Genomic DNA, 20889 nt, shown 5'->3' on the forward strand with positions numbered 1-20889 from the left:
GGTGCCAGGCAAGCAGCGTGTTCTCGTGCACCCGGTGACCGCCGGCACCGCCGCGCCCGTGCTGAAGGTGGTGCCGGTCGATCCAGTCGCCCGCGCGCGCATCCTGGTGGTCGACGACGACGAGCATAACCTGCTGGCGATCCGCACCGTGCTCGAGGACATCGGCGACGTCGTCGTCGCGAAATCGGGGCCGGAAGCGCTGCGCGAATTGCTGCGCGGCGATTTCGCGGTGATCCTGCTAGACGTCTATATGCCGGGCATGGATGGCTATGAAGTCGCCAGCATGATCCGCGGCCGCGAGCAGACCAAGCGCATCCCGATCATCTTCCTCTCCGCCGTCAACAAGGAAACCGAGCATCTGATCCGCGGCTATTCGATGGGCGCGGTGGATTATGTGTTCAAGCCGGTCGAGCCGATCGTGCTGCAATCCAAGGTCGCGGTGTTCGTCGACCTGTTCCAGATGACGCTGGAGATCCGGCGCAAGGCGCAGGCCGAGCAGGAGCTGCTGGATGCGACGATCCGGGCCAATGCCGAGCGGCTGAAGGCCGAGCGCCAGCTGCGCCTGGCCGAGCAGCGCCACGGCGCGATCATCCAGTCGCTGCCGATCCTGCTCTATCTCGAGACCGAAGGCGTCTCGCCGCGCCGGCCGAAACTGATCAGCGGCGATTTCGCGGCGATGACCGGCTTCTCGCTCGACGACATCCAGAACAGGCCGACGCTGTGGCACGACCGGCTGCATCCGGAGGATCGCGAGCGGGTCGAGGCGACGCTGAAGGGCCGCGGCCACGGTGCGCCGCTCGCGATGGAATATCGCTGGCGGCATGCCGACGGGCGCTACCGCCATGTGCTCGACCAGGCCGTGCTGCTGCGCGATGCGGATGGCAAGCCGCTCGAATATGCCGGCACCTTGCTCGACGTGACCGAGCGCAAGGATCTGGAGACTCAGCTGCTGCACGTCCGCAAGATGGACGCGATCGGCAAGCTGACCGGCGGCATTGCGCATGATTTCAACAATCTGCTGGCGGCGGTGATCGGCGGCCTCGGCATGATCGAGCGGCGGGTGCCGCTGGAGGACGATCATCGCAAGATCCTGGCGATGACTCAGCATGCCGCGGGCCAGGGCACCGAGCTCGTCTCGCGCCTGCTCGCCTTTGCCCGCAAGCAGAATCTGGAGCCGGCGCCGATCGACCTGCCCTTGCTCGCCGACCGGGTCAGCAACCTGTTGTCGCACACGCTGGGCGGGCTGGTGGAGATTGCGTGGGACGTCGATCCGGCGGTCGGCCATCCCTATGCCGACGAGGCGCAGCTCGAGCTGGCGCTGATGAACCTGGCGATCAACGCGCGCGACGCGATGCCGGAGGGCGGGACCATCCGCGTCTCGGCGCGAAACGCCGAGGCCGGGCATGACGAGAGCGGGCTGGCGCCGGGATCCTATGTCGTGCTGACCGTGGCCGATACCGGGTGCGGCATCGCCGCCGACATGATCGAGCGGGTGACCGAGCCCTTCTTCACGACCAAGGATGTCGGCAAGGGCACCGGGCTGGGCCTGAGCATGGTGCACGGTTTCGCCAACCAGTCGGGCGGGACGGTGCGGATCGAGAGCCGCGAAGGCGCCGGCACCAGCGTGGCGCTGTGGCTGCCGCGATCGGCCGAGCATGTCGTGGCGCCCGGGCCGGCCGAGCCGGCGCCCGCCGCCGCAGCGGATACCGGCCTCGCCATCCTGCTGGTCGACGATCACGAAGCGGTGCGGGCGACGACGGCGGCGTTGCTGGAGGATCTGGGCCACCATCCCGTGGCGGCGCCCGACGGGCCGGCGATCCTGGAGATACTGAGCGGCGATCCGGACGCGGTCGACCTGATCATCAGCGACTATGCCATGCCGCACGTCTCCGGCACCGAAGTGATCCGGCGGGCGCGGCAGATCAGGCCGGGGCTGCCGGCGATCATCATCACCGGCTATGCCGATGACGGGGCGATGGACCTGAGCGCCGACCAGATCATCGCGGTCGCCAAGCCCTTTTCGCCCGAGCAGCTGAAGGACGCGATCCGGCGGGCGATGGAGACCCTGGTGCCGGCGTGATCTTACCGGGTCTGGGCAGGTGAAACAGGCCTTTTCGGGCCACGCGAATCGCGAGTGGCTGCGGTTTTACAACATGTGAATCGACGTCAGGCCGAGCCGCTCGGGTCGGTCATCGGGCCGGACAGCTCGCGTGAGCCGGGGGCGCGGGTGAAGGGGAGCGAGCCGGTCTGGCGTTCGATCATGCGGTGGACGACGGGCGGCTCCGGCCCCTGGTGCAGCGCGGAGATCTGGGCGCTGTTGTCGGCGTCGGCATGCGTGCGCCGCTGGTTGTGGCGGACATAATCGAGCCAGGTCGGCACGTGATAGCGCTCGACCCACAAGAGCGGATCGCCGAGATCGCGCAGCAAGGTCCAGTGCCGCGCACCGTCCCGCCGGCGGATGCGGCCGCGTTCGTCCATCACGCGCAGGAACGTGACGATGTCCTTCTGCGCGATGCGATATTCGATCGACACCACCACCGGGCCGCTGCGCAATTCGATCGGCACCGCCGTCTCCGGCTCGGTCCAGCGGCTCAGTGGATCGAGGTTGAGATCCTCGACCTGCGGCAACGGCAGCCGGAAACCGAGCAGCGCGCCGGCGATCTGCACCGACGCGGCGACGAGCAGCGCCGTGGCGACGCCGCGATTCTCGGCGACGACACCGGACAGCCAGCTGCCCGCGGCCATGCCGCCGAACGCCATCATCTGGTAGAGCGCGAGGCCGCGCGCCACGACCCAGCGCGGCGACGCCATCTGCACCGTGACGTTGAAGGTGGAGAGCGCCAGCACCCAGCCGGCGCCGGCCAGCATCAGCGCGACGATCGTGCCGGCCATCACCGGGCTGACCGCCGTCGCTGCCCCGCCGAGCGCGAGCGCCAGCCCGCCGAGCAGCACGATGCGTTCGTTGGTAAGCCGCCGCCGCAGCCGCCCGCTGACCAGCGCGCCGCCCACCGCGCCGACGCCGAACGCGCCGAGCAGCACGCCGAAGGTCAGGGCGCCGCCGCCCATCAGATCGCGCGCGACCAGCGGCATCAGCGCCGGCACCGCGCTCGCCGCGAGACCGAACAGGCCGGCGCGCAGCATCACCACGCGCAGATTGGGCGACATCGCGACGTATCGCAGGCCCGCCCCCATCGCGACGCCGAGCCGTTCGCGCGGGAGCAGCCGCGGCGGCGTCTCCGGCTTCCAGCGCGCGAGCACAACGATCAGCCCGACATAGCTGACCGCATTGGCGAGGAAGGCAGCCGCCGCCCCCGCCGCCGCGACGATCAGGCCGCCGATCGCCGGCCCGGCGCTGCGCGCGATGTTGAAGCCGAGCGCGTTGAGCGAGATCGCGCCGGGGAGCGCCGGCCGCGGGACCATATCGCCGACCGAGGCCTGCCACGCCGGGCCATTGATCGCCGTGCCGCAGCCGATCAGGAAGGTGAAGCCGAGCAGCAGCCACGGGCTGAGCACCCCAAGCCAGGCGCACGCGGCGAGCGTCGCCGACACGACCAGCATGAACCCCTGCGACCAGAGCATGACCAGCCGGCGATCGAGATTGTCGGCCACCGCGCCCGCCCAGAGCGACAGCAACATGATCGGCAGCGTGGTCGAGGCCTGCACCAAAGCGACGAATTGCGGCGAGCTGGCCAGCGACACCATCATCCACGACGCGCCGACCGACTGAATGAGGCCGCCGAAGCTCGACGCGAGATTGGCGATCCACACGGTGCGGAAGATCGGAATCGCGAGCGGCGAGACGGGCCGGGTGGAATCGGGCACGGTGGCTGGCATCGCATCGTCGTTGCGGCAAGCCGGCGACGATGCCAACCCCCGATGGCCACATGCAGGGCCGGACTGGAAGATGGTTAAAATTGAACAGTGTCTATTATTATTATTGAACAATGTTCAGTTTTGTGCGACCGTTCATCGTCCGGTATGATTTTCGGGCCAAGGGTGGAGCGAGTGCAATGAACCCGGCATAGCTGAGCGCCTGACCGGCCAGGCTGGCTGACGGCAAGACCAATCGACCCTGAAACGACCGCGATTTCCATTTCGTCCGCTGGGAGCAAAATAGCATGTCGGCACCCGATTTCTCGCTGCTCGCGAAACGGCGCTTCGCGCCGATGTTCGTCGTGCAGTTCCTGGGCGCGTTCAACGACAATGTCCTGAAGTTCGCGATGCTCAGCCTCGCGACCTACACGCTGTTCCCGCAGGACCCGAACCATGTCGCGCTGCTCGGCAATATCGCGACCGGGCTGTTCATCCTGCCCTATTTCCTGTTTTCCGCCATGGCCGGGCAGATCGCCGACGCGTGGGACAAGGCGCGGCTGATCCGCATCATCAAGGGTGCCGAGATCGGCATCATGGCGATCGGCCTGATCGGCTTCGCGACGCACAACATCCTGTTGCTGATGACCGCGCTGTTCCTGATGGGCATGCATTCGACCTTTTTCGGGCCCGTCAAATATTCGATCCTGCCGCAGCATCTGCATCGCAACGAGATCGTCGGCGGCACCGGGCTGATCGAGGGCGGCACCTTCCTCGCGATCCTGGGCGGGCAGTTGCTCGCGGTGACCGGCGTGTTGCCGGCGTGGGAATGCGGGCTGGCCGCGACCGGGCTGGCCATTGTCGGCTTCATCGCGAGTTGGGCGATCCCGTCCGCGCCGCCGGCCGCGCCGGGCCTGAAGATCGACCGCAACCCGCTGCGCAGCACCTGGCAGATCCTGAAGACGGCGCATGACGGCGAAGGCGTGTGGCTGTGCATCCTGGGGATCAGCTGGTTCTTCGCGGTCGGCGCGATCCTGGTGACCAATTTCCTGCCGCTCGTCTCCGGCGCGCTGGGCGGGACCCAGGGCGTGGTGACCCTGTTCCTGATCGTCTTCTCGGTCTCGATCGCGCTCGGATCGACCATGGTCAACCGGCTGCTCGGCGGCGCGGTCTCCGCGAAATATGTGCCGATATCGGCGCTGGCGATGGCCGGCTTCATGATCGACCTGTGGCTGGCGACGCGCAATTACCCGATCCCCGGCACGCCGGTGACATCGTGGGAGTTCGCGCGGACGCCGGGCAACTGGCGCGTGCTGATCGACCTGTTCGGCATCTCGTTCAGCGGCGGCATGTTCGTCGTGCCGCTCTATGCCATCCTGCAGACCGCGACCCTGCCCGAGGAACGATCGCGGATCATTGCCGCCAACAACATCGTCAACGCAGCGATCATGGTCGCGGTGGTGGCCGTGGTGCTGTTCATCCAGAGCCAGGGCGCGAGCATCCCCGGCGTGATCGGTGCGCTCGGCTTCTCGACCCTGGCGGTCGCGCTGATCAGCTGCTGGCTGCTGCCGGAGACGGTGATCAAGGCGATCGTCCGCGGCACGCTGCAGCTGCTCTACCGCATCGAGCTGAACGGGGCGGAGAACATGCCGCAGCCGGGCGAGCGCGCGGTGGTGGTGGTCAACCATGTATCCTGGCTCGACGGGCTGCTGCTCGCCGCCTTCCTGCCGGGCAAGCCAGTGTTCGCGGTGGCGAGCAAGGTGGTGACCCTGTGGTGGATCAAGCCGGCGCTGAAGCTGTTCCGCGCCTTCCCGGTCGATCCGACCAACCCGATGGCGGCCAAGGCGATGGTGAAGGCCGTGCGCCAGGGCAACACGCTGGTGATCTTCCCCGAGGGCCGCATCACCGTGACCGGCGCGCTGATGAAGGTGTTCGACGGGCCCGGCATGATCGCCGACAAGGCCGATGCGCCGATCGTGCCGGTGCGCATCGACGGGGCGCAGTTCACGCCCTTTTCCTATCTGAAGGGCAAGGTGCGGCGGCGGGCCTTCCCCCAGATCAGCCTGACCATTTTGCCGCCGCGCCGCTTCGCGATCGAGGGAAAGATGAGCGGCCGGGCGCGGCGCGCGATCGCCGGGCGCAAGCTGTACGACGTGATGAGCGAGATGATCTTCGCCACATCCGACATCGATCGCACCCTGTTCCAGGCGCTGCTCGACGCGAAGGACGTGCATGGCGGGAAGGTCGGCGTGGTCGAGGACATCAAGCGCGAGCCGCTGAGCTATAAGCGGCTCGTGACCGGCAGCATGGCGCTTGGCCGCGTGTTCGAGGGCGTGAGCAAGCCGGGCGAAGCCGTCGGCGTGCTGCTGCCCAATGTCTCCAGCGTGGTCGCGACTTTCTTCGCGCTGCAGGCGATCGGGCGCGTACCGGCGATGCTCAATTACACCGCCGGGCCGGCCAATCTGAAGGCGGCCTGCGTCGCGGCCGAAGTGCGGACCGTGGTGACGGCGCGGGCCTTCGTGACGCAGGGCAAGCTGGAGCCGGTGATCGCCGCGCTGGAGGCGGCGGGGCAGAAGATCCTGTATCTGGAGGATGTCGCGGCGGGCATTAGCGGCGGGGCGAAGCTGCGCGCGCTGATCGCGGCGCGGTTCGCCGGGCGGCTGCACCGCCGGCGCGGCGTGACGCCGGACAGCGCGGCGGTGATCCTGTTCACCAGCGGATCGGAAGGCCTGCCCAAGGGCGTGGTGCTGACGCATCGCAACCTGCTGGCGAACTGCCTGCAGCTCTCGGCGCGGATCGACTTCAACGAGAGCGACCTGGTGCTGAACGCCTTGCCCGTGTTCCATAGTTTCGGGCTGACCGGGGGCACCCTGCTGCCGATCCTCAGCGGCATCCGCACCCTGCTCTATCCAAGCCCGCTGCATTACCGGATCGTGCCGGCGCTGGCCTATGATTCCAATGCGACGATCCTGTTCGGCACCGACACCTTCCTGGCGGGCTATGCGCGCATGGCGCACAGCTATGATTTCTACTCCGTGCGCTACATCTTTGCCGGCGCCGAGCGGGTGCGCGACGAGACGCGCCGCGCCTATGCCGACAAGTTCGGGCTGCGCATCCTGGAAGGCTATGGCGCGACCGAGGCCGGGCCGGTGATCGCGGTCAACACGCCGATGTATTATCTCGGCGGGAGCGTCGGGCGGCTGCTGCCGGGGATCGAAGCGCGGCTCGAGGACGTGCCGGGCATCACCGAGGGCGGGCGGCTCTCGATCCGGGGGCCGAACATCATGGCGGGATACATGACCAGCGACGCGCCGGGCGTGCTCAAGCCGCCGGTCGACGGGTGGCACGACACGGGCGATATCGTGACGATCGGCGCCGACGATGCAGCGGGCGGCGGCTTCGTCACCATCCGCGGGCGCGCCAAGCGCTTCGCCAAGATCGGCGGCGAGATGGTCTCGTTGCCGGCGGTGGAGGGATACGCCGCGGCGACCTGGCCGGGCGCCGAGCATGCCGTGGTGACGCGGCCGGACGCGAAGAAGGGCGAGCAGCTCGTGCTGTTCACCACGCGGGCCGATGCGAAGCCGGCCGAGCTGCTGGCGTGGGGCAAGGCGAACGGGATCGCGGAACTCGCTTTGCCGCGTGACGTGCGGGTGGTGGAGGCGCTGCCGGTGCTGGGGACGGGGAAGCTGGATTATGTGACGATGGGGGCGATAGCGGCTGGGTGAGGGCGCGGGGGCTGGCGGGGCCGCGGGTGGGGCGCGTGTGAAGGCGGTGCGGGGGCGGTGGAACCTGCCTGTTATTTGGGAAAGCAGTCGCTAGCTGAAGGACCGATACATTGCTTCACCGAACATCGCCGTCGTGACGATCGAAAGTCCGATGACGAACGCCCAGTAACGCCCCGGATCAGTTGCTCGGGTTGCTTCCCGATATGCAGAAGGCGCGCGGTGCAGATCAAGCCTTCCCGTTTTTAGCTGGATCGCGAGCGAAAGCGCACTGACCGCAGCGAGCAGGAACTCAAACCAGATCGGGCCAGCCATGGTCGAACTTTTAACATAGGAGGGGCATCACATAAACGGCCCCAATTGGGGCCTCTCCTATCAGGCGGCTTTTCTGGCGGGGAGCGGCCGGTCTGCTTCCAGGCGTTCAGATCGTGCCAACGTGGATCTGGCGGCAGGGCTTGAGTGGAAAACTGCCATTGGTTTTGAACGCGGCCGGTGTCATCATAGGTTGATGACCGCGATTTCTCGCACCTCAGCCGTACCGGCATTGCTCGTCGCGATCTGCAGCGTCTTCGCCGCAGCACATTGTGCGGCTGCGGCGCCGGAAGCGATTCCGTTCAGCCAACGCGATGGAGAAGCGGAGGCGAAGGCCGATGTTCTGGCCGAGCGCTCCACGAAGCTATATTCGGCTGTGTTTAACGGCCGTGCGCCGGGCTTTAGAACGCCGGGCATAATTTACTGCGATCCACGATATACAGGCGGTCGAAAAAGCAGAGTTACATTTGCCGCGCTTCCTGAGGCCGATTGGCAAGAACCGAGCCCATTTCCGCCGCAGTACGAGGCGGCCACGCAGTTTGCCCGCCGGTACAACCAGACGATGTTCAGAGCCCGGAAGGCAGATATAAAAAGCACCTGTCCAAAAGCTCGCCTCGAAACCTGATTTCACGTCCATCCGCTTCTGGGACGCATTCTGTCGATCCGCTTTCGGTTTCGCTATATCGTCCTCTAGCGGCCGACCTACTTCCAACCGGCCAGTTTGCGCCAGCATCGAGCTAGCGGCAAAAATCGTGTGCTTTGACGATTGTCGGCTCTTGGCGACGGTAGGGATGGAAGCCGACTTTGTGCCGATCACAGGGCCCCAAGGCGGGAAATGAGGTCGACTGCTGACCTCTCACCACGCTAAGGACTCAAGTCTGTTGGGGGAGCAAGATGCTGGCATTTCTCGCATTGCTGCTTGCGGCGAAGGACATCGACCTGCACCAGGTGGCGGCCGATAGCCGTCCGATCGCGCAAGACGAAGTGCTGGTACCGGTCAGCGATTCCGTGCGCGCCGCGACCTGGGACGAGTTGGCGGTCAAGCCGTCCGTGCCGAAGCATGTGCGCGTCGCCTGCATCGTCTGGGCGCAGAACGGTGCGCCGGGCGCTTGCGTTGATGCGTCGCGCTTGCAGCCAGGCCAGACCAGCATCGATTGGATCAAGGCGCGTGAGGACCAAAGCGCGGCTGACGCGAACGATCTCGCCGGGGCCGATTTACGGGCGTTGGTCAACAAGCGACTCGCGCCGATGCGGTTGAGGCAGATCAACTCCGATCGGACGAGGTTTGTCGTGCGCATCTTCGAGGAGACCATCGGCCCGGCCGATGCCCGCCCGCCGTTCGTGCCGGGCACGTCGCTTACATTGGGTCAGGTGACGCTCGCAGAGCCACTGGACGGAAGCCTGATCGAAGCGCTCTACCCGATGGACGCGATTCGCAACGGCGTCCAGGCAAGGGTCAGGATTGCGTGCCGAATTCAGCCGAACCTGGCTCTACTCTGCCGCGATCCTGGCACGATCGCGACTTCGTCCGGATCGGGAAACGATAGCCCCGACATCGTCCGCTCCCTGCGTTTCGCGAGCTACCAGCTCGCGTCGACAATCCGACTCAAGCCGAAGGCTAATGACGGCAGTGATGTCGTTGGTCGCGATCTGCAGATCGGGCTGAGCTGGCAAATGCCACGCTAGGCTTCCGCGTGTAACTGTCAGGCGACGGGTTTTGGGGACACTATACTAAACTATCTTAAGCGCTCTCGGCGAAATCATCTGTCCAAGACGGATCTCAGTTAAGTATAGTGTCCCCGTATCTCCAGCACAGCGCGCGGTACCCTACCTGTTCAGCTTTGTAGCTGACGGCCAACGCCTATTCGAAGCGGTCCGCGAGATCCGCAAGGTCTGGGCCCCCCTCCTCTTCGATACGTTCTCGCACTTTCATACCCGAGTAGAAAGCCCACCCGCCAATTATCAAAGCGGGCAGCAGGTAGATCATATAGGCGGTCGTAAAGAAGGGCCCGCCATCCGCCATTCCAAAGCCCGCGAGAGTTCCTGCGGTTAGCCAGGCGGCCGCCACAGACGACAGCTTGCCCTTGACCGGATCGTCCATCACTCGCTTGAACAGTGCCCATTCCCAAAGCATCGATAGCATCAAGATCGCGATTAGACCGCCGATTATAGCGCCCATGCCAGCATCCCCCCATGATGTTGCGAAGCTACGTGCTCGGCTCTCGTGTTTCAATCCGGCTCAGATGCGTCACGGTCTGGACTGCACCCCTTGGGTGAGACAGAGGGTTAGGAATTTCAGGGACACTATACAAAATTGCGCCACGGCCGTTTTTCCGGTAGATACGGCCCATGGCCAGGCTCGCCCGCATCGTCGTCCCGGACGTCGCCCACCACGTCACGCAGCGCGGCAACCGGCGCCAGCCGGTGTTCTTCAGCGACGACGACTACATCGCCTATCGCGACCTCGTGACTGCCGCGTGCGCCGCGAATGACGTGCGGTGCCTGGCGTGGTGCCTGATGCCGAACCACGTCCACCTGATCCTCGTGCCGTCCGATGCGGACGGGCTGCGCGCAGCACTCGCGGAGGCGCACCGGCGCTATTCGCGAGCGGTGAACGCCGCGCATGGCTGGACCGGCTATCTTTGGCAGGGGCGTTTCGCCAGCTATCCGATGGACGACGCGCACCTGCTCACGGCGATCCGCTATGTCGAGCTCAACCCGGTTCGGGCTAAGCTCGCCGAGCGTGCGGAAGGCTGGCGCTGGTCGAGCGCCACCGCGCATGTGACAGGCAAGCCGGACGGCCTGACGGACCTCAAGGGCATGGCGGGCCTGCATCGCAACTGGCGGGCGATGCTGCGCCACGGGCTGGAGGCGGGGGACGTCTCGCCCGAGGAAGAGGCGGCGATCGAGGCGCGCATCCGCACCGGGCGGCCGCTCGGTGACGAGGCGTTCGTCGAAGCGCTGGAGGCGGCCAGCGGGCGACAGCTCAAGCCACTCAGGCGGGGGCCGAAGCCGCGGAGTTAAGTATAGTGTCCCCGAATCTAGGCCGCATACGATAGCTTCCGTTAGGGGGCGCGGAAAACAACCTAGGACCATGAGAAAAGCTCATGTCTGGCATGATCAAGCATCCTTTGCCGGAGATAGCTGCGCTCTATAGCTTCCCTCCTGCATCGGACCGGCCATGGGCATGAGGTCCGCGCCAGCACATGCTTCGAAACAGGAGATAAGGACTTGTCGCGGTACGGGTTCATCATACACTCGGTCCTCGCAATCGGCATTGCGGGAACAGCCTGTGGTCAGGCCAGCAAGAGCGACAGTGCGCCTGCCGGGATAGAGGTTCCGAAGGTGGAACGGGCGGGTGTATGGCAACCGACCTCAGACGGGACGCAGGTGCCGCTATGGCGCGCGAATGTCCCTCTCGCGAATCCCGATACCGGCGATCATCCCGAGGCAACCGGCAATGGCTCACCTCTTGTCGGCGGCAGGAAGTGGCATTGGGCGAGCTATGTCACCCGGCCGACCATGACCATCTATCGGCCGAAGGGGCGGAACACCAGAGCCACCGTGCTGGTCTTGCCGGGTGGCGGGTTCTACGCCGTGGCAACAGACTTGGAAGGCACCGAAATCTGCGATTGGGTGGTCCGGCAGGGCGTGACATGCGTCATGCTGAAATACCGGACGCCGCAAGTGTGGCCGAAGGAGAATGGAAAACAGCAACGACCAAAGGTGCTGTTGGGTTTGGAAGACGCTCAGCGCGCTATGAGCTTGCTGCGGGAGAGGGCCTCCACGTACGGAATTGATCCGCATAAGATTGGCGTGATCGGTTTTTCGGCAGGCGCATATCTCGTGGCGAATATGAGCAACACGGAAGAGCGCACTTATCCCCTTACCGACGCGGCCGACCGACAATCCCCACGGCCCGACTTCGCGATCATAGCCTATACGGCTCGCATGTTGGATAACAGCAAGGGGAAGAACAACCTCGCGCTCCAACCGTGGGTGAAGATCAGCGCGAAGGCACCGCCAACGCTTATCATTCACGCGATGAACGATCCGGTCGATGATGTCCGAGAGCCGATGGCTTATGCTCTGGCACTGAACGACGCGGGCGTTCCGGTCGATATGCGCCTCTACGCGAAGGGCGGCCACGCCTTCGGGATGCGTCCGACCGCTGATCCGATCACAACTGAGTGGCCGGGACAGGTTAAGCAATGGCTGCACAACATTGGAGTGCTGTAAGGCGGCAGTTCAATTCCTGGTTGGCGGCTTGCAGCTCGGTTGCCGGTGGCAGCTTTTCTAACCCGTTCTTTTTGGGAGAGCGGGGCGATAGTAAGACGGCGGTAAATTGAATAGGCGTTTGCTGCCGTTCACTCGTTAGATGGACGAACGACTGCTTTCGGGAAAAGTGGCGAACGTGCTGAACGGCGGACTGTGGGTCGAAATCAGTCAGGCGGCTAATCTGCCTCGAAGGTGGAAAGCAGGCGGGAGCAGCGGTGCGGCGGCACGTTGCGTCAAGAGATATCAGCTTTCGGGCCAATGGTCGCAACTGGATCGCCGGCCGACCGTTCCCCTGATTGAGCCGGGCGGAGACAAGCGGCCCAACTCTAACAGGAGCGGACATGGCCAGAGCAACGATGACGGGCGCAGCACTCTCGGTGATCCTGGCGGGATGCGGGGCGGTTTCGGGGCCTAGCGACAAACAGATCGAGGACCTGGCGCGGCAGGAGATGATCGGCAACCCGGGCACCGACGATCCGGCGCAACGCGCCGTCATGGTCGCGGCGGCGCGCGATGCGACGATTTCGAAAAAGGGCATGTGCAACACGTCGAAGCCCGACGTCTATGCCTGCATGGTCGACGTGACCGTCAAGCTGCCCAACGCGCCCGAGGCCAAGCAGACCATGGTGGTGCAGATCGGCAAGGGCGCCGATGGCGCGTGGAAGGTTGTCGAATAGAGGTTGCCGGCACCGCCAGCCGCTTCCTCGAGATGCGTGAGCGGGGCCTGACCCTGCCCGACAGGGGCAAGCACCGCGTGGGGGTCAGCGGATCAGGTACCCGCTGACGCGCCAGCCAGCCTGTTCGCGCGCGAGCACGACGGTTTCGATCGCATCGGGCTTGTTGGCGAAGCGGGTGCTGAACTGAAGGAGCTGATAGTCGCCTTCTGGCGCACCGGGCAGCGTCTTCGTCTGTGTCGCACTCTGGAAAGTCCGTGACGAAGGCCGTCCGAGCGGCTGCCGGACTGACTGGGCCGTCGTGGCCCATTGCGCCGGGGTGATCTGTGCCCTGAACATCGTGGCTGCGGCCCGCCAACTTGCATCCCACTGCCCATCGTCGAGCAACCCGACCCATTTGCGGGCAACCGCCGAACCTTCGGTCTCGGCCGGGCGGGGATCGGACGCGGACTCACGCTGGGAAACATTCCGGGCGGACGCCTGTCCGTCCCCGGGCATAGCGCCCAAATTCGAGAGCGCCACAGCTGCGATGATAAGAGACATGATCAGCATTCCTCCCGCAAGCCAGGCCAGCCCACGATCCCATGATCGCGGCGGTGCGGGCTGTCCGGGCCTTTCCACCGGAGAAGGGATTTCGGCATCCCCGATTTCTTTGCCCCCGAGGATATTGGGGGCACCCCCATCCATTTCAGCGAGGCGCCGGGCTGCTTCACGGCTGCTCGAAACCCCCAGCTTGCGTCTCGCGTCCCGTAACCGATCGTTGATCGTGTACACCGACAGACCGAGCGTATTGGCAATCGACTTGGCGTCGTGACCAACCAGAAGCAGGCGCAGCGCCTCCTTCTCCCGCTCGCTCAGAACCATTTGCCCCCTCATTGTCATGGCGTGGCCGATCTACGCCCCCGCGCGACGCTACGCCGCTTCATGTCGCGATGGGCGGTCGACCTCCGATATGCGTTGTCGCTCACCAATCGAAGCTTAACGATCGGCCGGTTTCGGGCAAGCCGTTGGTGCTGCCGGACGGCAAACAATGGGGCGCTTTCCGTCGATCTGGTTTCTGCGTCCGCTGTATCGTCCTCGATCGTCCGGGGGGTGGAAGGCGATCGTCAGTACCGGGCCTGGTCACCCGCATTGCCGACGGGCAGCCGGACAACCGCATTGGCGAACGCGCGCCATGGCATTGCATGGACCGTTAACATTAGAGCTGTAGCGCTGGTGCAGGATGCTGGGGCGGCCGTACCGATGAAAATTGCTACACTATGCGCGACACTGGCTGGCTTGATCGCAGCGGCACCGCTCTTCGCTCAGGAGACCGTTCCGACAGATAAGCGCATCGAGGCTCAACTCGACCCGAATAGTCAGCGCGCAGTTGAAGGCATCAACAGCTTCTCGCTCGATTTGTACAAACGGTCCGTCTCGGCGGAGCAGAACCTGTTCCTTTCGCCAGCCAGCGTCTCGACCGCGGTTGGGCTGGCCTATCGTGGCGCCCGAGGCACTACGGCGGAAGAGCTTCGCCTCACCATGCATTATGACGCCTCGCCCGAGGCTTACCTCCCCGGCAATGCCGCGATACTGAAATCCCTGAACTTCGCCGGACAAGGGCGGGAGCTGCGCGTCGCCAACGCGCTGTGGCTGGAGCAAGGCCTGCCGCTACGCCCGGACTTCCTGGCCGACGTCGCCAAGCATGCGCAAGCCGGTATCCAGCGGGTCGACTTCCGCAACAACCCTGAGGCTGCCCGGCTCGCTATCAACCAATGGGTCGCGGCCGCGACGAACAACCGGATCAAGGATCTGCTCCACGAACCCGATGTCACCGACCAGACCAGAGCCGCGCTCGTCAACAGCATCTACTGGAAGGGACAGTGGGCGGCGCCGTTCCACGCCGCAGGGACGAAGCTGGAGCCGTTCCTGGGCCTGAACGGCAAGCGTAAGCCAACATGGCTGATGCACCAGCGCGGCAATTTCCAGGTTCTTGACCGGCGCGGCGTCAAGGCAATCCAGCTGCCATACGCCTATGACGAAATATCGATGATCGTGCTGCTGCCCGATGATGAATCGGGGCTGCCGCGGCTCGAGGAGAAGCTGACCGACAGCGAGCTGAAGCGCTGGCTCGGCGACCTCGACGCGGCCCAGCGGCGTGATAGCCTCGTCACACTGCCCAGGATGCATCTCGCGTGGCGCCGCGACCTTGTGCCGACACTCCAGGCTCTCGGAACCAGGACCGGCTTTGGCGACAACGCAGACTTTTCAGGCATGGCGGTGGCGCCGTTTCCCGGCGAAGGGCCGGGAGCCATCGGCCTCAGGATCACAAAGGTCATCCACCAAACCTATCTCGACGTCGACGAGCAAGGTTCGGAAGCGGCTGCGGCCACTGCCGTCCTGATGGACATGATTGTTACCGGTGCCCGGCGAGGCCCGCCGCCACCTCCACCATTCGTCTTCCGGGCCGACAGGCCGTTCATCTTTCTTCTGAAAGACCGCCGCACCAACCTGATCCTGTTCATGGGTCGCTATGTGACTCCAGCGCAGGAGCAGTGAGCTTCGCGCTGCGGCGCTGCCCGGATGCTGACGCGTGGCTTGAAAGCGGCCGTTAGGAAGTGCGCCGTAGGATGGGGCCGTGGACGCCCCTTACCTCCCCGAGGCCGACTTCATCGTCATGGTGGCGAACGGCGATGTGCCGCTCTCCGGCAGCGCCATGGCTGCTGCAAACCTGAAGCTGCTCCTTGCCTATACGACCGATGCGGAAGGCTCCAATCGCGATTGGGCGACGATGGTGCTGGCCGGGCACGCACCGGATACGGCCGAGGTCCGCGCGGCGCTGTTAGTGGCGACCGAGGATGCCGATGCCGGCGTCCGTGGCGAGGCGCTTCAGGGACTGGCCGAACGCGACAAGGAATTCGCACGTGCGCTGGTGCAACGCGAGCTCATGCGGGGCGACTGTGCCTATGCGACGTTCCAGGCGGCCCGGCTTGTCGCTGACCGCTCCCTGATCGAAGGGCTGCGCGCCTGGACGGGACGCGGCGGCGCGACGTGGATCGACGACGAGATACGGGAAGCCATCACGGCCTGCGAAAAGCCCAGTCCGGCCGTGGACCGATAAGGCGCGTTGGCCTCAGGCGGCCTGTGGGAGGGGGCAGGCTATCGATCCCCCGGCGCCAGATCGGGATATTCCCTGCAGACCGGCAGGATGAAGCCATCGTTCAACAGGCGGAAGACATGGCCGAGCGCCTGGACGAAGGCTTTGCGTTCCTGTTCGTCGGCAATGTCCGAGACCGCGAGATCGAGGTCGCCGAGCGGTGCGTCCAGCGCCAGGACGGCCGAAATGAGATGCTGTGCTGCTGCTCGATCCATTGGGCCTCGTATCATGACATTGCGTGTGTACGCTGCCGTATCATGCTTAAGCCGCGATATACCCCCACGGTACAGATAGACCCGCTTGCTGTTGGAGGCATGGTTCCGCTCAACTGGCAGCAAGCAACGCATGTACTCCCCTGGCCGGATTAACGAGCTTGGGGGAATTTTTGGAGACACTATATTGGGCTATCCTCGGCAGTCAGAACGAAATTACTTACGAGGATCACATACCAGTTAAGTATAGTGTTTCCGACTATCGAATCTGCAGAGCGATTTTTGGTGCGCGTCAGTCACTCGCATTGTGCAAGTACGGGATCAGTAAATTTGCCCAATATGAAACATTGACTGTGCCCATTATTGCTGCATCGTGTAGCGCCTATGCTTATCGCGTTCCTTGCGCTCCTCATCGGTCTTCATTCCGCGCCGGAAAAGCGGCCTCCTCAAGCCGCTGTCGGGGCATTTGTCAGCGTCAACTATGCGATTACCTTCCGCGCTCCCCCGCAAACGACATATTGTCCGGTGCCTGAGAACTGGACTGGTTCTGATCACGGCACCGTCATTTTCCTTAAGCCGCCACGCTTTTGCGGGGACGTGGGATTTCCGTCCAACAGCCGGGAATTCGAGCCGAACGTTCCAAGGTTCGAGGTCTATTACGGTCTCGATTTGACCGAAGACGCAGACCACCCCGTCAGCGCGCCGAAATGTAATCGAGTTGGAAAGCTGGTGCTCCTAGACAAGGATCATGTCCTTTGCCGGTCCTTTGACCGAGATCGCGTGGTGCTCTGGAGCCAGGCAACCTATTCCGCGATATCTGCTGCCGAAGTAGTGTTGACCCTCGTGACCACACCCCGCCGGTTGAGTACAGACCTCCCACGCTTTCGAGCATTCGCCGCGACTGTACATAGCTGCAAGCAGTTCGACGAGCGCTTGAAGGGTCCCGCGTCGAGTTGGGGTGTGGGTCCGCGGTGCCAGAGGGGGAACTGGTACTGAGTGACCAGGAATTTCGGGGATAACTATATTAAACTACCTTCAGCTCTCTGGACGAAGTCATCTGCGAAGGAAGCACGCTCATTAGGTATTGCGCCCTAAACGCTCAAAACTCCAATGCGTCGCTATCTTGAGCCTAGCATTCCGGGTTGACCCGGCCCCCCGTCGAAGAGCAGGGCAGCGACGATGAGCAAAAGTAACGGCCGCACCGGTGCACGCGCGCGTGCCAACATCCAGCCACCGCCAACGCCTGCCCAGATCGAGGCGGCGCGGCGCGAGATTGCGCAGATCAAGGGGCGTCTCGCGGAACTCGCTCAGGGGCATCCTTCAGTGAAGACCTGGAAAGCGCGCCTGCGTCTTGCCGAAGCCATCATCGCGAGGGCTCCAGCCAGCTGACCCCAGTCGACACGTGTCGAAGACGGGGGAGTTCGGCATCGCAGGAAAGCAGAATCCCGACAACTTTCGCGCTCGCGCCGATTGTACAGACTTGTGGTGTCGCGAGATTCGGGGACTATATTTAACCAGCATCCGCCCTTCGCGGCCGACTTCGTTCGGAGCGGCGAACATAGTTTAGTATAGCCCCCATGAAACTCTAGATCACCGCCGTGCCGACCGTTACAGCTCAGGCATGGCCAAGATATACCAAACGGCGATGTGCCTCCGGTTTTTCGGTGACGACCTCGATCCCGACGAAATTACTGTCCGCCTTGGCTGTCCTCCTTCTGTCGGAATGAAGAAGGGAACCACCTGGATTACGAAGTCAGGAGCGGAAAGAATCGCCCGCACTGGCTCATGGCGCCTGAAAGCCACCGATCGTCAGCCGGGAGACTTCGATAGCCAGATTGGCCAGATTCTCGAAGGCCTGAGCAATGACCTGGCCGTCTGGATGGATCTGACCAAACGATTCAAGGCGGACGTCTTCTGTGGCGTTTTCATGGAGGAGAGCAATGAAGGCCTGAGCCTCTCCGCAAAGTCGATGCTGGACCTGGGCGCTCGCCGGCTGTCGCTTGGCTTTGATGTCTACGACGGCGCCGACTGAAACGCTGCTCGACATTGAAATCGACGATCCAGGACGGACGCTTCCATAGGCGCCGTCGCACTTTAGGGCCGCGGCGGATGAACCTGGATCAAGGCGGGGCGGATTCGGGCTGCTATGGTTAATTCGGCTTGCATCGCCATGGCCGCCGCGCCAGGGCTCCAGGCCTGTACTAAAGCGTAGAAAAACAGAGGATATCTGAGAGCGACTCCAAAGGGAGCACTCACGGCATGGGTTTCGCGCGCTTTATCAGTTGCCTGTTCGGACGGCACCGCCGCGATCGGCGGCGTGTGCGTCATGATGGGAATGACTTTCGCAGTTTCTGCAGCGGATGCGGCGCGCCGATGATCCGGGACGATCAGCGCGGGTGGATCGTCGATCGGGAGCCGGACTGAGGACGCGGGGTCTCCTGGTCAGGCGGCCGCCGCCCTGCCCGTCAGCCGCCATTCCGCGCGGTGTTCAGGGCGACGGCGGCGCGGATCAGGGCGGTGAAGGCGGCTGCGTCGATCTGCTGCCCTTCCGCGATGTCGATGGCGCGGCGGGTGTTGCCGTCCAGGCTGGCATTGAACAGGCCGGCCGGATCGTCGAGCGCGGCGCCCTTCGCGAAGGTGAGCTTCACGACCTTGCGATAGGTCTCCCCGGTGCAGACGATGCCGTTGCGGGACCAGACCGGCACGCCGCGCCATTTCCATTCCTCGACCATCGCCGGATCGGCCTGGAGGATCAGCGCGCGGACCCGGGCGAGCGTCTCGCCGCGCCAGTCGGCAAGGTCCGCGATGCGCTGGTCGATCCGTTGCGCCGGCGTCCCGCTGCCGTCGCTCATCGTGCCTGCTCCCGGGCGCGGGTGCGCCAGCCGGCGGTGTAGGGCAGCGCGAACAGACACAGGCCGCTGAGCATCAACAGGATGAGCGGGAACAGCGCCAGCAGCCCGACCCAGACGACCTGGCTGCCCAGCGCCAGGGCCACGAGGTTGGCGATGACCGCCAGGGTGAAGGCGATGGACAGCCAGCGGTGGATGCGGCGGATCGTCATGTTCCAGTTCATGGGAATCTCCGATTGAAGAGACGTCAGTCGAGTTCAGCGAGCACCTGTTCGAGCGCCTTGAAGAAGCGCGGCCAGCCGGCCTTCGCACCGTGATAGGCCTGGAGCTGATCCGGCTTGAAACCGGTCTGTTCCATGCGCAGCCTTGTGCCGGTGGCGAGCGGGGTGAGCGTCCAGGTGACGACGCTGTCGAGGCCCTGGCTGACCCAGCTGTACGCGAGCGTGCGGTTGGGCTCGACCTCGCGCACTTCGCAATCGACCTTGCCCCAGTCGGCGCTGAGATCGAAGCGGTGGCCGACGACCGGCGCGAAGGCGTTCTTCATCAGCCATGCCTCGATCAGATGCGGCTGGGTGAGCGCGCGCCAGATCTTTTCGGGCGGGTGGGCGATATCGCGTTCGACGATCACCGTCCGCGTGGTGGCTTCGGGTTCCATCATTGATCCATCCTCTTCAGCAGGTCTTCGAGATCGTCGAAGCGCCTTTCCCAGAAGCCGGTCATCTGGCTGGTCCAGTCGATCAACGGGGCGAGCGCGCCGCGCCGGGCGCTGTAATGGGTCTGGCGGCCATCGGGGCGATCGAGCACCAGCCCGGCCTGTTTGAGCAGCCCGAGATGCTTCGACACGGCCGGCTGCGAGACGCCAGCGAGCGCGGTCAGGGCGCCGACCGTCTGCTCCCCATCACGGCACAGCCGCTCATAAAGGGCGCGCCGCGTTGGATCGGCGAGCGTTTTGAAGAGCAGTTCGGGGGCGGTGGACATGGGGATGTATAACTCTGCGGCTATGGATTATCCATAACCACGGGGTTATGCGTTAGTCAAGCTGGAGGATCGGGTGGTCGGCAGGGCGCGAATGGCCTCCTTGCCGGTGATCAGTCGTTCGGCCATGAACCCCTTCATGAACCGTGACGACCCGAAGCAAAGCATCGGCCCCGCCGATTTGGGCGGGCACCGCTCGCGTGGGGCCGCGCATTGGCTGATCGCCCTTGTTGCGGCCGTGGCCATGGCAAGCCCCGGATCGGCGAGAATGCCCCCCGCGGGCGTCGCTCGCCAAGTACCGGCCGGTTTCAAGGTCCTGGCGAGTGCCAGGATGGCGGCGGGTCGCCGGATCTTCGAAATCGTCGCCCTTGGTCACCGTGGCGAGAGCGGCCGCCGGTCGGGCGCTGCGCCGGCGCGGCCCCTGCTGGTCTTCGAGCAGAAGGGCGGCGGCTTCGTCCTTGCCGGACGCAACGACCATGTGGTGATGAAGGCAGACGAAGGCGGCCAGTGCGACCCGTTTCTCGATGGGGGCGCGACGATCGCGACGAAGGGGCGCTACTTCACCGTCCAGAATGGCGTCGCCTGCGGGCAGCACTGGACGGATTATGTGACTTTTCGCCTGGACGACCGCATCGGTGCCTTCGTGCTGGACAATGAGCGCTTCGAATCCTGGTCGATGAACCAGGACAGTTCGCCGGACGCCGAAGCGATGGTTCGCGACGCGCCGCCGCGTGTTACGCGGGACAGGCCCGGGCGTTTCACGCTGTTCTCGAGGTGGCGGCCGCGCTGATTCCTCGCCGGATGGCAGCGGGATTCATGGTGCCGAAGGCCCGGCTGGCGATCGGCCGGCGCTGCCCGGAGCGGCCGCCGGGAGGAGGCTGGCGCGCGACGACGCGTGGCGCAGTTGCGGATATGCATGTG

General features: G+C 64.6%; 21 protein-coding genes. 12 read left to right on the plus strand and 9 right to left on the minus strand.

Annotated elements, in window-relative coordinates:
• Window position 1: 1 nt before the first annotated feature.
• Entirely contained in the window at window positions 2-2080 is a 2079-nt protein-coding gene (locus tag U1769_RS02160) for a response regulator (RefSeq protein ID WP_332711298.1), read from the plus strand.
• 86 nt (window positions 2081-2166) lie between these two features.
• On the opposite strand, the gene U1769_RS02165 is transcribed toward U1769_RS02160, so the two are convergent.
• On the minus strand, window positions 2167-3834 hold the full coding sequence (locus U1769_RS02165) for an MFS transporter (RefSeq protein WP_332711301.1): 1668 nt from the start codon (window positions 3832-3834) through the stop codon (window positions 2167-2169).
• A 284-nt stretch (window positions 3835-4118) separates the two neighbouring features.
• Here U1769_RS02165 and U1769_RS02170 point away from each other — a divergent pair, with 284 nt between their 5' ends.
• Window positions 4119-7535, plus strand: coding sequence for an acyl-[ACP]--phospholipid O-acyltransferase (locus U1769_RS02170; RefSeq protein ID WP_332711304.1), 3417 nt, complete (start codon window positions 4119-4121; stop codon window positions 7533-7535).
• A gap of 90 nt (window positions 7536-7625) precedes the next feature.
• Here the strand turns inward: U1769_RS02170 and U1769_RS02175 are convergent, their stop codons facing one another.
• Complete coding sequence (locus tag U1769_RS02175; protein ID WP_332711307.1) at window positions 7626-7847, minus strand: hypothetical protein; 222 nt, start codon at window positions 7845-7847, stop codon at window positions 7626-7628.
• A gap of 121 nt (window positions 7848-7968) precedes the next feature.
• On the opposite strand from U1769_RS02175, the gene U1769_RS02180 reads away from it, so the two are divergent.
• Together U1769_RS02180 and U1769_RS02185 are read left to right on the plus strand one after the other, a co-directional pair.
• Window positions 7969-8469, plus strand: a complete 501-nt coding sequence (locus U1769_RS02180) for a hypothetical protein (RefSeq protein ID WP_332711309.1) — start codon at window positions 7969-7971, stop codon at window positions 8467-8469.
• Between the two features lie 269 nt (window positions 8470-8738).
• On the plus strand, window positions 8739-9530 hold the full coding sequence (locus tag U1769_RS02185; RefSeq protein WP_332711312.1) for a hypothetical protein: 792 nt from the start codon (window positions 8739-8741) through the stop codon (window positions 9528-9530).
• A gap of 175 nt (window positions 9531-9705) precedes the next feature.
• Here the strand turns inward: U1769_RS02185 and U1769_RS02190 are convergent, their stop codons facing one another.
• Window positions 9706-10023 (minus strand): hypothetical protein, encoded by a 318-nt coding sequence (locus U1769_RS02190; RefSeq protein ID WP_332711315.1) that lies wholly within the window; start codon window positions 10021-10023, stop codon window positions 9706-9708.
• Between the two features lie 170 nt (window positions 10024-10193).
• On the opposite strand from U1769_RS02190, the gene U1769_RS02195 reads away from it, so the two are divergent.
• The 3 genes from U1769_RS02195 (at window position 10194) to U1769_RS02205 (ending at window position 12799) form a co-directional block, all read left to right on the plus strand.
• Window positions 10194-10868: a transposase gene (locus U1769_RS02195; protein ID WP_332711317.1), complete on the plus strand. Its 675-nt coding sequence runs from the start codon at window positions 10194-10196 to the stop codon at window positions 10866-10868.
• Window positions 10869-11075: 207 nt separating this feature from the next.
• Window positions 11076-12083, plus strand: coding sequence for an alpha/beta hydrolase (locus tag U1769_RS02200; RefSeq protein WP_332711320.1), 1008 nt, complete (start codon window positions 11076-11078; stop codon window positions 12081-12083).
• A 380-nt stretch (window positions 12084-12463) separates the two neighbouring features.
• The gene (locus tag U1769_RS02205; protein ID WP_332711323.1) at window positions 12464-12799 is read left to right on the plus strand and encodes a hypothetical protein; all 336 of its coding nucleotides are present in this window, start codon (window positions 12464-12466) and stop codon (window positions 12797-12799) included.
• Between the two features lie 84 nt (window positions 12800-12883).
• Here the strand turns inward: U1769_RS02205 and U1769_RS02210 are convergent, their stop codons facing one another.
• Complete coding sequence (locus U1769_RS02210) at window positions 12884-13660, minus strand: helix-turn-helix domain-containing protein (RefSeq protein ID WP_332711325.1); 777 nt, start codon at window positions 13658-13660, stop codon at window positions 12884-12886.
• Between the two features lie 21 nt (window positions 13661-13681).
• Between U1769_RS02210 and U1769_RS02215 the strand changes: the two genes are divergently transcribed.
• Both U1769_RS02215 and U1769_RS02220 read left to right on the plus strand, forming a co-directional pair.
• Window positions 13682-15334, plus strand: coding sequence for a serpin family protein (locus U1769_RS02215; RefSeq protein WP_332711328.1), 1653 nt, complete (start codon window positions 13682-13684; stop codon window positions 15332-15334).
• Between the two features lie 79 nt (window positions 15335-15413).
• Complete coding sequence (locus tag U1769_RS02220) at window positions 15414-15896, plus strand: lyase (protein ID WP_332711331.1); 483 nt, start codon at window positions 15414-15416, stop codon at window positions 15894-15896.
• A gap of 38 nt (window positions 15897-15934) precedes the next feature.
• Here U1769_RS02220 and U1769_RS02225 read toward each other — a convergent pair whose 3' ends face one another.
• Window positions 15935-16147 carry a hypothetical protein gene (locus U1769_RS02225; RefSeq protein WP_332711333.1) on the minus strand — a complete coding sequence of 71 codons (213 nt, stop codon included), beginning with the start codon at window positions 16145-16147 and terminating at the stop codon, window positions 15935-15937.
• A gap of 1176 nt (window positions 16148-17323) precedes the next feature.
• On the opposite strand from U1769_RS02225, the gene U1769_RS02230 reads away from it, so the two are divergent.
• Window positions 17324-17533 carry a hypothetical protein gene (locus U1769_RS02230; protein ID WP_332711336.1) on the plus strand — a complete coding sequence of 70 codons (210 nt, stop codon included), beginning with the start codon at window positions 17324-17326 and terminating at the stop codon, window positions 17531-17533.
• Window positions 17534-17765: 232 nt separating this feature from the next.
• Window positions 17766-18176 carry a DUF4279 domain-containing protein gene (locus tag U1769_RS02235; protein WP_332711339.1) on the plus strand — a complete coding sequence of 137 codons (411 nt, stop codon included), beginning with the start codon at window positions 17766-17768 and terminating at the stop codon, window positions 18174-18176.
• 433 nt (window positions 18177-18609) lie between these two features.
• Here U1769_RS02235 and U1769_RS02240 read toward each other — a convergent pair whose 3' ends face one another.
• Genes U1769_RS02240 through U1769_RS02255 form a run of 4 tightly spaced genes read right to left on the minus strand, consistent with a single transcriptional unit; the run spans window position 18610 to window position 19971 of the window.
• The gene (locus U1769_RS02240; protein ID WP_332711341.1) at window positions 18610-18996 is read right to left on the minus strand and encodes a DUF1801 domain-containing protein; all 387 of its coding nucleotides are present in this window, start codon (window positions 18994-18996) and stop codon (window positions 18610-18612) included.
• The gene (locus U1769_RS02245) at window positions 18993-19217 is read right to left on the minus strand and encodes a hypothetical protein (protein WP_332711344.1); all 225 of its coding nucleotides are present in this window, start codon (window positions 19215-19217) and stop codon (window positions 18993-18995) included. Before U1769_RS02245 ends, U1769_RS02240 begins: the two co-directional genes overlap by 4 nt.
• A gap of 23 nt (window positions 19218-19240) precedes the next feature.
• Entirely contained in the window at window positions 19241-19651 is a 411-nt protein-coding gene (locus tag U1769_RS02250) for an SRPBCC family protein (RefSeq protein ID WP_332711347.1), read from the minus strand.
• Complete coding sequence (locus U1769_RS02255) at window positions 19648-19971, minus strand: ArsR/SmtB family transcription factor (protein ID WP_332711349.1); 324 nt, start codon at window positions 19969-19971, stop codon at window positions 19648-19650. The genes U1769_RS02250 and U1769_RS02255 overlap by 4 nt, the downstream gene beginning before the upstream one ends.
• A 91-nt stretch (window positions 19972-20062) precedes the next feature.
• On the opposite strand from U1769_RS02255, the gene U1769_RS02260 reads away from it, so the two are divergent.
• Entirely contained in the window at window positions 20063-20758 is a 696-nt protein-coding gene (locus tag U1769_RS02260; RefSeq protein ID WP_332711352.1) for a hypothetical protein, read from the plus strand.
• Window positions 20759-20889: the final 131 nt, after the last annotated feature.

The organism is Parasphingomonas zepuensis, from assembly GCF_036663735.1.
GTDB lineage: Bacteria > Pseudomonadota > Alphaproteobacteria > Sphingomonadales > Sphingomonadaceae > Sphingomonas.